This window comes from Streptomyces xanthochromogenes, assembly GCF_014650455.1.
GTDB classification, from domain to species: domain Bacteria; phylum Actinomycetota; class Actinomycetes; order Streptomycetales; family Streptomycetaceae; genus Streptomyces; species Streptomyces xanthochromogenes.
In genome coordinates, this window is sequence record NZ_BMUZ01000002.1 from 390,564 (window position 1) to 404,680 (window position 14,117).

The window sequence follows — 14,117 nt, forward strand, 5'->3', positions numbered from 1 at the left end:
GGGTGTCCGTGAAGGTCCCGTCGAGTGTGCAGTGTTCGGCGGTTGAGGAAGAAGGAGCTCGCCTTCGTGGGGTCCCACCGTCGTCCCAAGCCCGCGAGCCGTACGCGTGTGACCGTGCTCAGCGCCACCGCCGCCGCGGTCGTCGCCCTCACCTCGCAGGCCGCCCACGCGGACCCGAAGCCCACCAAGGACGAGGTCAAGAGCAAGGTCGACAAGCTCTACGACGAGGCCGAGCAGGCGACCGAGGCGGCGAACGGGGCCAAGGAGAAGCAGGGCCGGCTCGAGAAGCAGATCGGTCAGATCCAGGACCAGGTCGCCCGTGGCCAGCAGGAGCTCAACACCCTGCGCCAGGGCCTCGGTTCGCTGGCCTCGGCGCAGTACCGCTCCGGTGGCATCGACCCCTCGCTCGCGCTGTTCCTCTCCTCCAACCCGGACGACTTCCTCGACAAGGCCTCCTCGCTCGACCAGTTGAGCGCCACGCAGGCCGAGGCCCTGACGAAGATCCAGGGCAAGCAGCGGACCCTCGCGCAGCAGCGCAAGGAGGCCCAGGACAAGCTGAAGGACCTCGCCGACACCAGCAAGGTGCTCGACGACAAGAAGAAGGAAGTCCAGGGCAAGCTCGGCGACGCGCAGAAGCTGCTCAACTCCCTGACCGCGCAGGAGAAGGCGGCCCTCGCCTCCGACGAGTCGCGCGCCAATCGTTCCACCGAGCGCCCGAACCTCGGCAAGGACGTCCCCGCCTCGCAGGTCGGCGCCGCCGCTCTCGCCGCCGCCCAGACCCAGCTCGGCAAGCCGTACAGCTACGGCGCGACCGGCATGGCCACCTTCGACTGCTCGGGTCTGACCGGCTACGCCTACCGCCAGGCCGGCGTCAACCTGCCGCGCACCTCGCAGGAGCAGGCCAACGCGGGCACCCGGATCGGCCGCAGCGAGCTCAAGCCCGGCGACCTGGTGCTGTTCTTCGGCGACCTGCACCACATCGGCCTGTACGCCGGCAACAACATGGTGCTGCACGCGCCCCGGACGGGCACGGTCGTGCGCTACGAGTCGATGGACAACATGCCGTTCCAGTTCGGCGTGCGCATCGGCTGACCCCGCCTTTCCCTTCGTCAGCCGCCGACACCGCCCAAACGGGCGAACTACGGCGACACGCGCTGACGCGACGCCCCGCCGGTGACCTGTGCTCTCCGGTGGGGCGTCACTTTGCGTAGGCGGGGCGGTCGTTGGCCCATGGGTATCCGCCCGGTTACTGTCCGGCGTGCGGTTCCCCCGGTGACTCGCCGCCCGCCCGGGCGGCAGGGGCCGCACGCAGTGCAAGGGAGTACGGCATCCGTGGCGTCCCATCGCCGGCCTTCGCAGTCGGGCCTGACCCAGAGCGCCCGCGTCACCGTCCTTTCGGCAGCCGCGGCGACGGCCGCGGCGGCCCTGGCGGCCCCCGTGGCGAGTGCCGCCCCGCACGAGCCGGGTGCGTCCGGCAAGGCCAAGGTCGACCGGCTCTTCGAGGAGGCCGAGAAGGCCACCGAGCAGTACGACAAGGCCGACGAGCACGCCAAGGAACTGCGTGACGAGGTCAAGCACGCACAGGACGGCATCGCGCGCGGGCAGGAGAAGATCAACCGCATGCGGGGAGCGCTCGGCGCGATCGCCGGGGCGCAGTACCGCTCGGGCGGCATCGACCCCGCGCTCGCGCTGCTCCTGTCCTCGAACCCGAACACCTACCTCGACCAGGCCGCGGCCCTCGACCGGCTCAGCGAGCGCCAGTCGGGCGCCCTCCAGGACCTCCAGCACGAGCAGCGCCGGCTCGCCCAGCAGCGGGCCGAGGCCGGCCGCAAGCTGTCCGAGCTGGAGCGCAGCCGCACCGAGGTGGCCCGGCACAAGCGGACCGTGGAGTCGAAACTGGCCGAGGCGCGCCGCACCCTGAACGCGCTGCCGACCGCCGACCGCGCCGCCTTCGACCGGGCCTCGCGCTCCGGCCGCACCGAGCTGCCCCCGCTCTCCGGCTCCGCGCCCGCCGCCTCCTCGCGGGCGGCGGCGGCCGTGATGGCGGCCCGCTCGGCGATCGGCAAGCCGTACATCTGGGGCGCCAACGGGCCCTCCGGGTTCGACTGTTCGGGCCTGATGCAGTGGTCGTACGCCCGGGCCGGGGTCGGCCTGCCGCGCACCTCGCAGGAGCAGCGGTACGCCGGTCACCAGGTGCCGCTCTCCGAGGCGAAGCCGGGCGATCTGGTCGCCTACCGGCACGACGCGAGCCACATCGCCATGTACGTCGGCAACGGCCAGGTCGTGCACGCCCCCTACCCCGGCGCGCCGGTGCGCTACGACCCCGTCGGGATGATGCCCGTCTCCTCGGTGACGCGCGTGTGACCGTACGATCGGCGGCGTGGCAGGTCATGGACGTGGGCGAGGGACGCGGGGCGGTCGGGCGGCGGGATGCGCGCTCGCCGTGCTGCTGCTCGGCGCGGCCTGCTCGGCGCCGGGCACGGCCCCGGACGCCACCGCGAGCCAGGTGCAGCGGGTCCTCGACCGGCGCGCCGCCGCCGTCCTGAAGCACGACGCGGCCGGTTATCTGGCCGCCGTCGACCCCGCGGCGAGCGCCCTGCGGGCGGCCCAGGGCGCCGAGTTCGCCAACCTGGCCCAGGTGCCGCTGACTTCCTGGGCGTACAAGGTCACCCAGGTGGACCGGCACGGCACGACCGCCACCGCCAAGGTGGACCTGCGCTACCGGATCCAGGGGTACGACTCCGCGCCCGTCACGGCCGCGCGCACCCTGAGCCTCGACCGGCGCGGCGCCGACTGGTACGTGACCGGCGACCGGCCGGCCCGGGGCGCGGCCCAACTCCTCTGGCAGCAGGGCGCGGTGACCGCCGTGCGCGGCGCCCACAGCCTGATCCTCGGGGTGGGCCAGGACCCGGCGAGACTGCGCGAGATCGCCGCCGCCGAGGACACCGCCGTGCCCGCGGTCTCGGGGGCCTGGCCGGGGAAGTGGGCGGGCCGCGTGGTCGTCCTCGTACCGGCGTCGCTCGACGCCATGGCCGCGCTGCTCGGCGCGCCCGCCGCCTCCTACCGGGGCATCGCGGCGGTGACCACCGGCGAGGCGGGCGGCGCCGGGGCGGCCCCGGCGGACCGGGTGATCGTCAATCCGGACGCGTACGCGGTCCTCGGCGACCTGGGCCGCAAGGTCGTCCTCACCCACGAGACCACCCATGTCGCCACCCGCGCCCACACCTCGCCCGCCACCCCGATGTGGCTCTCGGAGGGCTACGCGGACTGGGTCGGCTACCGCGACACCGGCCGCACCGCCGCGCAGGCCGCCCCCGAACTCCAGAAGGCGGTCCGTGCGGGCGACCTCCCCGCCGACCTTCCCTCGGACGCCGACTTCGGCTTCGACGGCGGCGCGGACCGCCTGGCGCGCGCGTACGAGGGCGGCTGGCTGGCCTGCCGCATGATCGCCGCCCGCTGGAGCGACGCCACCCTGGCCCGCTTCTACACCGAGGTCGGCGACCAGCCCCATCGCGAGGACGCCACGGAAAAGGCGATGACCGATCAACTGGGCTTGACGCCAAGGGAGTTCACGGCGCAGTGGCGGGATTACGTACGGGCCCAGCTGGGCTGATCAGGGCGAGGCCAGCTCACCGATCGCCTCGGCCAGCCACTTCTCAGGAGGTCGGCGCGGCCCGCGTCGGTGCGGGAGAGGATGCGCCGGGGTGCGGCCCCGCTGCCCGGCTCGGCGTGCTGCGCCGGGGCGGTGGGCGTCAGCGGCTGGCGGAGGGTTCGGTCGTGCGGGTGGGCTGAACGGGGAGTGGGGGCAGGTTGCGGCTTCGGGAGGTGGAGTGCCACAGGCGGCGGCAGGCCAGGAACGAGGCCGCCACCAGGAGGCCGTTGCGGAGGGCGAGGAGGAGCAGGCCCAGCCAGTCGCCGGCCACCACGTGGGAGAACCAGATCGGGAACTCCAGGAACGTCACCGCCGTCGCGGCCAGGACCAACTGGGCGGGGCGGGTCATCGGGCTGCGGCCGAAGGCGAGGCACACCGCGGCGAGGCCGACCAGCCACAGCAGGTACTGGGGGCTGATGACCCGGCTCGTGGTGGTGAAGAGCAGCACCGCGGTGAAGGCCGCGTCCGCGAGCGTGCTCGGGCGCCCCGGGCCGCGGACCCGCAGGCGCCACAGCAGCAGCCAGCCGAACGCGAGCACGGTCAGGGTCATCGCGAGGGCGGACACCACTGGTACGTAGGGGCCGAGGAACTCCACCGAGCCGTAGTTCAGCTGCACTCGGCCCCGCCAGCCGAAGTGCCGGGCCACCTGGAAGACCAGCGCGCCGAGCGACTCGACCTCGGTGCCGCGCTCGCGCTGGAAGGTGAGGAAGGCCAGCGCGCCCGGCGCCGCCGCCACACAGGCCACCAGGAGGGCCGCCGCGGTCACGGCGGCGGTCGTCCAGGCCCGGCGCGGAGCGCGCACGAGCAGCAGGACGGGCCACACCTTGAGCAGCGCCCCGAACGCGGCGAGCGCGCCCAGGACGCGCGGATGGCGGGCCCCCGCGAGCAGCGCCGCGACCGCCACGGCCGTCACCATCAGGTCGTAGCGGGCGTAAGCGGTGGGGCCGAGCAGCGGCACCCCGAGCGTCCACACCCAGGCCCCGTTCAGGGACTTGCCGGGCCGGCCGGCCGCGTACATCAGCAGGGCGAAGACCAGCGCGTCCGCGATCAGGACGAGCACGAAGAACGCCGACGCGTACGGCAGGAAGGGCAGCGCGGCGGGGGAGAGGATCGCGAGGGCGGCGGCCGGCGGGTACTGCCACGTCACGTCGTCCAGCGGATACGTGCCGGTCCACAGCACCTGCGACCAGCCCTGGTAGATCACGTGGACGTCGCTGGTGACGTCCGGGCCGGGAAAGACGAGCACCTTGAAGACGCAGAGCAGCAGCAGATAACGGGTCGCGGCCCAGATGACCGCCACGGTGAAGGGGCGCCGGGAGGTGCGCATGATGTCCGCCTCGTCCTCGTTTCGGGGGCCGGAGCCAGCCATGATGCCGGGTGCGCCGGCGTGTTGGCGGCAAGGCGGGGCCGGGGCGTTCCGGTTCCGGTGGCGCCGCCCGGCGGGCTCGCCTCGGCTGCGCGCCCCGGGTTCGGTACTGTCGGCGGCGATGCACAAGACCTTGATCGTGACCAATGACTTCCCGCCGCGGCCGGGCGGAATCCAGGCGTTCCTCCACAACATGGCCCTGCGCCTCGATCCGGAGCAGATCGTCGTGTACGCCTCGACGTGGAAGCGGAGCCGCGAGGGCGTCGAGGCGACGGCGGCGTTCGATGCCGAGCAGCCGTTCACCGTCGTACGGGACCGCACCACGATGCTGCTTCCCACTCCGCGCGTCACCCGGCGCGCGGTCGGCCTGCTGCGCGAACACGGGTGCTCCTCGGTGTGGTTCGGGGCGGCCGCGCCGCTCGGCCTCATGGGGCCCGCGCTGCGCCGGGCCGGTGCGGAGCGGCTCGTGGCGACGACCCACGGGCACGAGGCGGGGTGGGCCCAACTCCCCGTCGCGCGCGGGCTGTTGAGGCGGATCGGCGAGGGTACGGACACGATCACCTACCTCGGCGAGTACACCCGCTCGCGGATCGCGGGCGCGCTCACCCAGCAGGCCGCGGCCCGCATGGTCCAGCTTCCGCCCGGGGTCGACGAGAAGACCTTCCACCCCGGCTCGGGCGGCGACGCCGTGCGGAGCAGGCTCGGGCTCACCGACCGGCCCGTGGTGGTGTGCGTCTCGCGGCTCGTGCCGCGCAAGGGGCAGGACACGCTGATCCGCGCCCTGCCGGCGATCCTGGCGCGGGTGCCGGACGCGGTGCTGCTCGTCGTCGGCGGCGGGCCGTACGAGGCGGACCTGCGCAAGCTGGCCTCCGACACCGGGGTCTCGGCCTCGGTCCGCTTCACCGGGGCGGTGCCGTGGGCGGAGCTGCCCGCGCACTACGGGGCCGGGGACGTCTTCGCGATGCCGTGCCGCACGCGGCGCGGCGGCCTGGACGTCGAGGGCCTCGGCATCGTCTACCTGGAGGCCTCCGCGACGGGCCTGCCGGTGGTGGCGGGCGACTCCGGGGGCGCGCCGGACGCCGTCCTCGACGGCGAGACGGGCTGGGTCGTCCAGGGCGGCTCCCCCGGCGACGCGGCCGAGCGGATCGTGACCCTGCTGGAGGATCCCGGCCTTCGGCGGCGGATGGGGGAGCGGGGGCGGGCCTGGGTGGAGGAGAAGTGGCGCTGGGACCTCCTGGCGGAGAAGCTCCGGGGTCTGCTTTAGCCTCCCTTTCCCCTGGGGGTGGGCGGGCAGGTGCGGCCCCGTTTCCCCGGGGTGCGCTGGGGCTTCGCCCTGGGCCCCGGGGTTTTGCCCCTCCCCGCCCCTTCCCTAAGCCCTCCGGGGGTGAAATGGGGGGGGGGAGGGCTTCCGGGGGCTGCGCCCCGGGCCCTGCTTGTTCGGGTGCGGATCGTGCGTGGCTGGTCGCGCAGTTCCCCGCGCCCCTAAGGGCCTCGGTGCTGGCCCGCATCGGGCACCTTCAGCCCGTCCGGCGTTTGAGGACGAGCGCCGTTCAGGCGCGATACGGGGTCCGGGGCGGAGCCCCGAGCCGGGGGTGCAGGGGGCGCAGCCCCCTGCGGGGGTTCGAGGGGCGCAGCCCCTCAAAGGGGGTCTGGGGCACAGCCCCAGGGCTCAGCTGATCCAACCCGCCGCACGGGCGGGCGGGTGGGCAAACAGGCCCGGGGCCGGGGGCGGAGCCCCGGGGGCCGGGCGGCACAGGGTGGCGTATCCGAGGCCGGGCCCGCTGCGGCTCAGCGGGTGTAGATCGCCTCGATCTCGTCCGCGAAGTCCTTCGCCACCACATTCCGTTTCAGCTTCAGCGACGGCGTGATGTGCCCCGCCTCCTCCGTGAACTGCGCACCCAGGATGCGGAACTTGCGGACCGACTCCGCCTTGGAGACCGCCGCGTTCCCGTCGTCCACGGCCCGCTGCACCTCCGTGAGGAGGTCGGCGTCCTCGCGCAGCGCGGCCACCGTCGCCACCGGCTTGCCGTGCTCCTCGGCCCACCGGCCGAGGAACTCCTCGTCGAGGGTGACCAGCGCGCCCACGAACGGCCGCCCGTCACCGACGACCATGCACTCCGCGACCAGCGCGTGCGCGCGGATGCGGTCCTCGATGACCGCGGGGGCGACGTTCTTGCCGCCCGCCGTCACGATGATCTCCTTCTTGCGGCCGGTGATCGCGAGGTAGCCGTCCTCGTCGAGGGTGCCGATGTCACCGGTGTGGAACCAGCCGTCGGCCAGCGCCTCGGCGGTCGCGGCCTCGTTGTTCCAGTAGCCCTGGAACAGGTGCTCGCCGTGCAGCAGCACCTCGCCGTCGTCGGCGATGCGCACCACCGACCCCGGCAGCGGCTGCCCGACCGTGCCGATCTTCGGCCGGTCCCAGGGGTTGAATGCGGTCGCGGCGCAGGACTCGGTCAGGCCGTAGCCCTCCAGGACCGTGAAGCCGATGCCGCGGAAGAAGTGGCCGAGCCGCTCGCCCAGCGGCGCCCCGCCGGAGATCGCGTACTCGCCGCGCCCGCCGAGCACCGCCCGCAGCTTGCTGAAGACGAGCTTGTCGAACACCTTGTGCTTGAGCTTCAGGCCGATCGAGGGCCCGGCGTCCGTGCTGAGCGCCGTGCTGTAGGCGATCGCGGTGTGTGCGGCCTTGTCGAAGATCTTGCCCTTGCCGTCCGCCTGCGCCTTGGCGCGCGCCGAGTTGTAGACCTTCTCGAAGACGCGCGGCACCCCGAGGATCAACGTCGGCCGGAAGGAGGCGAGTTCATCGGTGAGGTTCTTGATGTCGGGGACGCAGCCGAGCTTGATCGGCGCCATCACCGAGGCCACCTCGACCAGGCGCCCGAAGACGTGGGCCGCGGGCAGGAACAGCAGCACCGAGCACTCGCCGGTACGGAAGAGGGGCTTGAGCCGCTCCACCACGTTGCCGCACTCCGCGAAGAACGCCCGGTGGGTCAGCACACAGCCCTTGGGGCGGCCGGTGGTGCCCGAGGTGTAGACGATCGTCGCCGGGTCGTCGGCGTGCGCGGAGGACATCCGGGCGTCGAGGAGCTCGTCGGAGACGTCCGCGCCGGCCGCCGTGAGCTCGGCGACGGCGTCCGCCTCGATGCTCCGGATCCCCTTGAGGCCCGGCAGCGCACCCTGGACGGAGGCCACGGAGGCGCGGTGCGCCTCGGACTCGACGATCGCGAGGGTGGCGGCGGAGTCGCCGAGGATCCACTGGATCTGCTCGGGGGAGCTGGTCTCGTACACCGGCACGGTGACCGCGCCCGCGCTCCAGATCGCGAAGTCGAGCAGCACCCACTCGTAGCGGGTGCGCGAGAGCAGGGCCACCCGGTCGCCGGCCTCGACACCGGTGGCGATCAGGCCCTTGGCGACGGCCCGCACCTCGGCGAGGAACTGGCGGGCGCTGACATCGGCCCAGGCACCCGCGATCTTGCGGCCCATCACCGCGACATCGGGGTGCTGAGCGGCATTGCGGCGGATCAGATCCGTCAGGTTGCCGTCCGAAGGGACCTCGTACAGGGCCGGAAGGCTGAACTCGCGCAAGACTGCTGCTCCTCATCGGGCGCCGGTGCCACGGCTCTGTGTGACGCACCGGCTGCGGTCCAAGATCGGGCAGGTGCCCGGCGGATCCGTGGGGGGCGGAACTGACGAGCACGACTGGACTGCCCGGACGTTACCCATGGGTAGGCGGTTCCGGATAGGGGGTTCTGGCCAGATGTTCGGTGCATCACACATGTTGGACACTGCTCCGCGCACGATAGTCCACCGCTTTCAGGACTCGGAAGTAACCGCAGGTCCGACGGCCTAGGGTGATCCCCATGCGAGTTCATGTGGTCAGTGACGTGCACGGGAACGCCGAGGGTCTGGCCAGAGCCGGTGAGGGGGCGGACGCCCTGATCTGCCTCGGTGACCTGGTCCTCTTCCTCGACTACGCCGACCACTCGCGCGGCATCTTCCCCGACCTCTTCGGCGTCGAGAACGCCGACCGCCTGGTCGCCCTGCGCACCGCCCGCCGCTTCGAGGAGGCCCGCGAGCTGGGACGTTCGCTGTGGGCCGGGCTCGACCGGGAGGCCGCGATCGAGGCCGCGGTCCGCCGCCAGTACGCGGAGCTGTTCGCCGCCTTCCCCACCCCGACGTACGCCACGTACGGCAATGTCGACATGCCGGCCCTGTGGTCGCAGTACGCGGGCCCGGGCACCACCGTCCTCGACGGCCGGCGGATCGAGATAGCGGGGCGGGTCTTCGGCTTCGTCGGTGGCGGGCTGCGCACGGCGATGCGAACGCCCTATGAAATCTCCGACGAGGAGTACGCCGCCAAGGTCGAGGCGCTCGGCGAGGTCGACGTGCTCTGCACGCACATCCCGCCCGAGGTCCCGGAGCTGGTGTACGACACCGTCGCCCGCCGCTTCGAGCGCGGCTCGCGTGCCCTGCTCGCGGCGATCGAGAAGACCCGGCCCCGCTACTCGCTGTTCGGGCACGTCCACCAGCCGCTGGCCCGGCGGATGCGGATCGGGCGCACCGAGTGCGTCAACGTCGGCCACTTCGCGGCCACCTCCCGGCCGTTCGCCCTGGAGTGGTGATCAGGCCACTGGACCGGCGACCGGCCCGTACGCGATAGCCTGCACGGGCACCTCCCCACCGCTGCCGGCCGCGCCGGGGGGAGACCCAGACCCACCGGACCGCGCACTGGAGGAGCCACGACGATGGCGGAACACACCAGCTCGTCTATCACCATCGAGGCGGCCCCCGCCGACGTCATGGGGGTGATCGCGGACTTCGCCCGCTACCCGGAGTGGACCGGCGAGGTGAAGGAGGCCGAGGTGCTCGCCACCGACGACCTGGGTCACGCCGAGAAGGTGCGGCTGCTGCTCGACGCGGGCGCCATCAAGGACGACCACACCCTCGCCTACACCTGGCAGGGCAACACCGTGAGCTGGACGCTGGTCAAGTCCCAGATGCTGCGCACCCTCGACGGCTCGTACACCCTCGCCGACGCCCCCGGCGGCCGGACCGAGGTCACCTACCGGCTGACCGTCGACGTCAAGATCCCGATGCTCGGCATGATCAAGCGCAAGGCGGAGAAGGTCATCATCGACCGCGCCCTGGCCGGTCTGAAGAAGCGCGTCGAGAGCGGCCCGGGCGAGGCCGGAGCCGGTGCCGCCGACGGGGCCGAGAAGCTCTAGACGTGCGTACGGTCCTGGTCACCGGCCCCGGCGGCGCGGGCCGCAGCACCATCGCGGCGGCGACCGCGCTCGCCGAGGCCCGCCGGGGCATCCGGGTCACGCTGCTGACCGCGGACCGGCTGCCCGGCGAACTCGCCGGGGCCGCCGTCCGGCGAATCGATTCGGCGGCCCATTTCCGCGCCGAACTCCTCGCTTTCCAGGACCGTGCGAGCGCCGCCCTCGATCTGCTCGGTGCCTCCCGCCTGGACGCCGAGGAGCTCACCGAACTCCCCGGCGCCGAACAGCTCGCCCTGCTCAGCGCCCTGCGCGAGGCCGCGGCCGACCGGCCGGACCTGCTCGTCGTCGACCTCCCGTCGGCCGACCGGGCGCTCGCCGCCCTCGCGCTGCCCGAGCAGCTGCGCCGCTATCTGCGCCGGCTGCTCCCGCCCGAGCGCCAGGCCGCCCGTTCACTGCGCCCGGTCCTCGCCCAGCTCGCCGGGGTGCCGATGCCCGCGCAGTGGCTGTACGAGACCGCGGCCCGCTGGGACCTCGAACTGGCCGCCGTCCAGGCCGTCGTCGAGGACCCGGGCACGACCGTACGGCTGGTCGCGGAGCCGGGACCGGCCGCCGCCGAGACCCTGCGCACCGCCCGGCTCGGCCTCGCCGTGCACGGGCTGGCCCTGGACGCGGTGGTCGCCAACCGGCTGCTGCCGAGCGAGACCCCCGACCCCTGGCTGGCCGGTCTCGTCGCCCAGCAGCGCAAGCACCTGGACGAGCTGGCCCAGGAGTTCCCCGTCGTGCGCGAGGTGGCCCACCTGGGACGCGATCCGCGCGGCGACGACGACCTGGAGCACCTGGCCACCGGCCCCGAACCGGACGCGGCCCCGGCCCCGCGCTGGGACGTCGAGGACCGGCTCGCCGAGGACGGCGTCCTGGTGTGGAGCCTGCCGCTGCCGGGCGCCGTCAAGGACGGGCTCGCGCTGGTGCGGCGCGGCGACGAACTCCTGCTCACCGTCGGCCCGTTCCGCCGGATCGTGCCGCTGCCCTCCGCGCTGCGCCGCTGCACCGTCACCGGGGCCGGGCTGAGCGACGGCGTTCTGGACATCCGCTTCACGCCCGATCCCGAGCTGTGGCCTCGCGGCCGCTGAACGGGGTACCCCCGTTCGGGTAACGTCGAAGGAAACAGACCCGTAGCAGAACCAGCCGCTGGAGTTGGCCATGAGCGAAGCCACCGAGCGCCCCGCACCCGACGCGGATGCCTGGGCGGACGCCTGCGCCGAGGACCTGGCCGCCGAGAAGGCGCGCCGCCGCGAGCAGTACGGAACGCCGCCGGGATCCGCCGCCGAGGAGCTGCGCAAGCTGTTCGAGGCCGTCACCGACAAGGTGGCCGGCCTCTTCGACGGCCCCGCCGGGCTGTCCGGGATGGCGGCCCAGGGTGCCGTGCAGCAGCTGATCAGCCAGGCGAAGTCCGCCGTCGAGCCCGTCATCGAGCGCAATCCCCAGGTGTTCGACCACCTCGCCGCGGCCGGCGGCGAGCTGCTCGCCGCCTACCGCTCGGCCGTCGAGGGCCACGAGCGGCGCTGGACGTCCGACGACGAGCGCAAGCGCGACGAGGGCCCGGGACCCACCGAGCACATCGACCTCGACGACTGAGGCCCGGGCGCGAGCCCGGCCACCCGCGCCGCCGGGACGACGAGACCCGGACCGGTGCGGACAAAGCGCCGACCTCCGTCCCACACCTGGGACGAACGGAGGCTCGGCACGCTGGGTGGCGCCCCGGCTCGGGTACGGTTGGCCGTAGCGGGGCTCGACCGAACTGAGGGATTCATGGGACTCACCATCGGTGTCGATATCGGCGGCACGAAGATCGCGGCGGGCGTGGTCGACGAGGACGGCAACATCCTCTCCACGCACAAGGTGCCGACGCCCGGCACGCCCGATGCCATCGTGGACGCGATCGCCTCGGCCGTCGACGGCGCGCGCGCCGGACACGAGATCGTGGGCGTGGGCATCGGGGCCGCCGGTTACGTCAACCGGCAGCGGTCCACCGTCTACTTCGCGCCCAACATCGACTGGCGCCAGGAACCGCTGAAGGAGAAGGTCGAGCAGCGCGTCGGCCTCCCCGTGGTCGTCGAGAACGACGCCAACGCGGCCGCCTGGGGCGAGTACCGCTTCGGAGCCGGCAAGGGGCACCGGAACGTCATCTGCATCACGCTCGGCACCGGCCTCGGCGGCGGCATCATCATCGGCAACAAGCTGCGCCGGGGCCACTTCGGTGTGGCCGCCGAGTTCGGCCACATCCGGATGGTGCCGGACGGCCTGCTGTGCGGCTGCGGCAGCCAGGGCTGCTGGGAGCAGTACGCCTCCGGCCGGGCCCTGGTGCGCTACGCCAAACAGCGCGCCAACGCCACCCCCGAGCGTGCCGAGTTCCTGCTCGGGCTGGGGGACGGCACCCCCGAGGGCATCGAGGGCAAGCACATCTCGATGGCCGCCCGGCAGGGCGACCCGGTGGCGGTCGACTCGTACCGCGAACTGGCGCGCTGGGCGGGTGCGGGTCTCGCCGACCTGGCCTCGCTCTTCGACCCGTCGGCGTTCATCGTCGGCGGCGGGCTCTCGGACGAGGGCGAGCTGGTGCTCGACCCGATCCGCAAGTCCTACCGGCGCTGGCTGGTCGGCGGGAACTGGCGTCCGGTCGCCGATGTCATCGCGGCTCAGCTCGGCAACAAGGCCGGCCTGGTCGGCGCGGCCGACCTCGCCCGCCAGCCCGACCCGATCATGTAACGCACGTACCACCGGCAGCGCCCGTCGAGTCCTCCCCGGACCGGCGGGCGCTGTCATACGTTGTGGACCATGACGACCCCCGCCGACGGGCTGCCCGCGTCCGCGACCGACAACGGCTCGGCCGTGATCCGCGTCCTCAGTTACAACATCCGCTCGATGCGCGACGACAACGCGGCGCTGGCCCGGGTGATCCGGGCCTGCGAGCCCGACCTGGTCCTGATCCAGGAGGCCCCCCGCTTCTTCCGCTGGCGCAAGGCCGCGGCCCGCCTCGCGGCGGCGACCGACCTGGTGGTCCTGAGCGGTGGTGCCACCGCTGCGGGTCCGATGCTGCTCTGCTCCCTGCGGGCCACCGTGGAGCGCACCGAGGACGTGCTGCTTCCGCTCACCCCCGGGCTGCACCGGCGCGGTTTCGCGACCGCGGTGGTACGCATCGGCGGGGCCAGGATCGGGGTCCTGAGCGCCCACCTCAGCCTTCAGACGGACGAGCGGTACGAGCAGGCCGGGGCGCTGCTGGACCGGCTCGCCGGGATGGGCGTGGAGCACGCGATCGCGGGCGGCGACCTGAATGAACGGCCCGGCGGGCGCAGCTTCCGCCGGCTGGCCGGGGTGCTCCAGGACTGCCACCAAGTGGCGCCGTGGGGAGGCGAGTTCACGTCCACGCCGGGTGATCCGCACCAGCGCATCGACGCGGTCTTCGCCACGCGGGGTGTCCAAGTCCTGGGCTGCGGCGTGCCGTTGGGCCTGGCCGACCCGGACGACCTGCTGGCCGCCACGGACCACCTACCGGTCCTGGCCGCCCTACGAGTCCCCACCGCGGCTCCCTGAGGGGCTGGGGTTGCCCATGCCACCGGTGCCGCGGGGAACTGCGCGAGAAGCGCCCACGGTCCGCACCCGTATGCGAGCCCCCCCCGGGGCTCCGCCCCGGACCCCGGTCGCGCCTGAACGGCGCTCGTCCTCAATCGCCGGACGGGCTGGGTATGCCCATGCCACCGGTGCCGCGGAGGGGCGCGGGGAACTGCGCGAGCGACCACGCACGGCCCGCAGCCGAAAGCGGAGTCAGGACCGCGAGCACCACGCACGGCCCGCAGCGTAAGGCGGGGTTGGGGGGCACGGGGAA

Annotated in this window: 12 protein-coding genes; 10 read left to right on the plus strand and 2 right to left on the minus strand. The window is 73.4% G+C overall.

Going from position 1 to position 14,117, the window contains the following annotated elements; translation table 11 throughout:
- Positions 1–66 precede the first annotated feature (66 nt).
- The 3 genes from IE267_RS05575 (at position 67) to IE267_RS05585 (ending at position 3,613) form a co-directional block, all read left to right on the plus strand.
- Entirely contained in the window at positions 67–1,092 is a 1,026-nt protein-coding gene (locus IE267_RS05575; RefSeq protein ID WP_161244273.1) for a C40 family peptidase, read from the plus strand.
- Positions 1,093–1,332: 240 nt separating this feature from the next.
- Positions 1,333–2,364 (plus strand): C40 family peptidase, encoded by a 1,032-nt coding sequence (locus IE267_RS05580; RefSeq protein ID WP_167153757.1) that lies wholly within the window; start codon positions 1,333–1,335, stop codon positions 2,362–2,364.
- Between the two features lie 16 nt (positions 2,365–2,380).
- Positions 2,381–3,613: a hypothetical protein gene (locus IE267_RS05585; protein WP_189762317.1), complete on the plus strand. Its 1,233-nt coding sequence runs from the start codon at positions 2,381–2,383 to the stop codon at positions 3,611–3,613.
- Positions 3,614–3,752: 139 nt separating this feature from the next.
- On the opposite strand, the gene IE267_RS05590 is transcribed toward IE267_RS05585, so the two are convergent.
- The gene (locus IE267_RS05590) at positions 3,753–4,979 is read right to left on the minus strand and encodes a glycosyltransferase 87 family protein (RefSeq protein WP_189762318.1); all 1,227 of its coding nucleotides are present in this window, start codon (positions 4,977–4,979) and stop codon (positions 3,753–3,755) included.
- A 160-nt stretch (positions 4,980–5,139) separates the two neighbouring features.
- On the opposite strand from IE267_RS05590, the gene IE267_RS05595 reads away from it, so the two are divergent.
- The gene (locus IE267_RS05595; protein ID WP_189762319.1) at positions 5,140–6,282 is read left to right on the plus strand and encodes a glycosyltransferase family 4 protein; all 1,143 of its coding nucleotides are present in this window, start codon (positions 5,140–5,142) and stop codon (positions 6,280–6,282) included.
- 524 nt (positions 6,283–6,806) lie between these two features.
- On the opposite strand, the gene IE267_RS05600 is transcribed toward IE267_RS05595, so the two are convergent.
- Positions 6,807–8,600 carry an AMP-dependent synthetase/ligase gene (locus tag IE267_RS05600; RefSeq protein ID WP_167153760.1) on the minus strand — a complete coding sequence of 598 codons (1,794 nt, stop codon included), beginning with the start codon at positions 8,598–8,600 and terminating at the stop codon, positions 6,807–6,809.
- Positions 8,601–8,875: 275 nt separating this feature from the next.
- Between IE267_RS05600 and IE267_RS05605 the strand changes: the two genes are divergently transcribed.
- The 6 genes from IE267_RS05605 (at position 8,876) to IE267_RS05630 (ending at position 13,825) form a co-directional block, all read left to right on the plus strand.
- A complete protein-coding gene (locus IE267_RS05605; protein ID WP_161248267.1) occupies positions 8,876–9,637 on the plus strand; it encodes a metallophosphoesterase family protein in 762 nt (253 codons plus the stop codon).
- Between the two features lie 123 nt (positions 9,638–9,760).
- Positions 9,761–10,240, plus strand: coding sequence for an SRPBCC family protein (locus IE267_RS05610; RefSeq protein ID WP_167153762.1), 480 nt, complete (start codon positions 9,761–9,763; stop codon positions 10,238–10,240).
- Between the two features lie 2 nt (positions 10,241–10,242).
- Positions 10,243–11,367 carry an ArsA family ATPase gene (locus IE267_RS05615; RefSeq protein WP_189762320.1) on the plus strand — a complete coding sequence of 375 codons (1,125 nt, stop codon included), beginning with the start codon at positions 10,243–10,245 and terminating at the stop codon, positions 11,365–11,367.
- A gap of 70 nt (positions 11,368–11,437) precedes the next feature.
- A complete protein-coding gene (locus IE267_RS05620; RefSeq protein WP_161248260.1) occupies positions 11,438–11,872 on the plus strand; it encodes a DUF5304 domain-containing protein in 435 nt (144 codons plus the stop codon).
- 174 nt (positions 11,873–12,046) lie between these two features.
- The gene (locus IE267_RS05625) at positions 12,047–13,000 is read left to right on the plus strand and encodes an ROK family glucokinase (protein ID WP_161248258.1); all 954 of its coding nucleotides are present in this window, start codon (positions 12,047–12,049) and stop codon (positions 12,998–13,000) included.
- 69 nt (positions 13,001–13,069) lie between these two features.
- Complete coding sequence (locus IE267_RS05630) at positions 13,070–13,825, plus strand: endonuclease/exonuclease/phosphatase family protein (protein ID WP_189762321.1); 756 nt, start codon at positions 13,070–13,072, stop codon at positions 13,823–13,825.
- Positions 13,826–14,117: the final 292 nt, after the last annotated feature.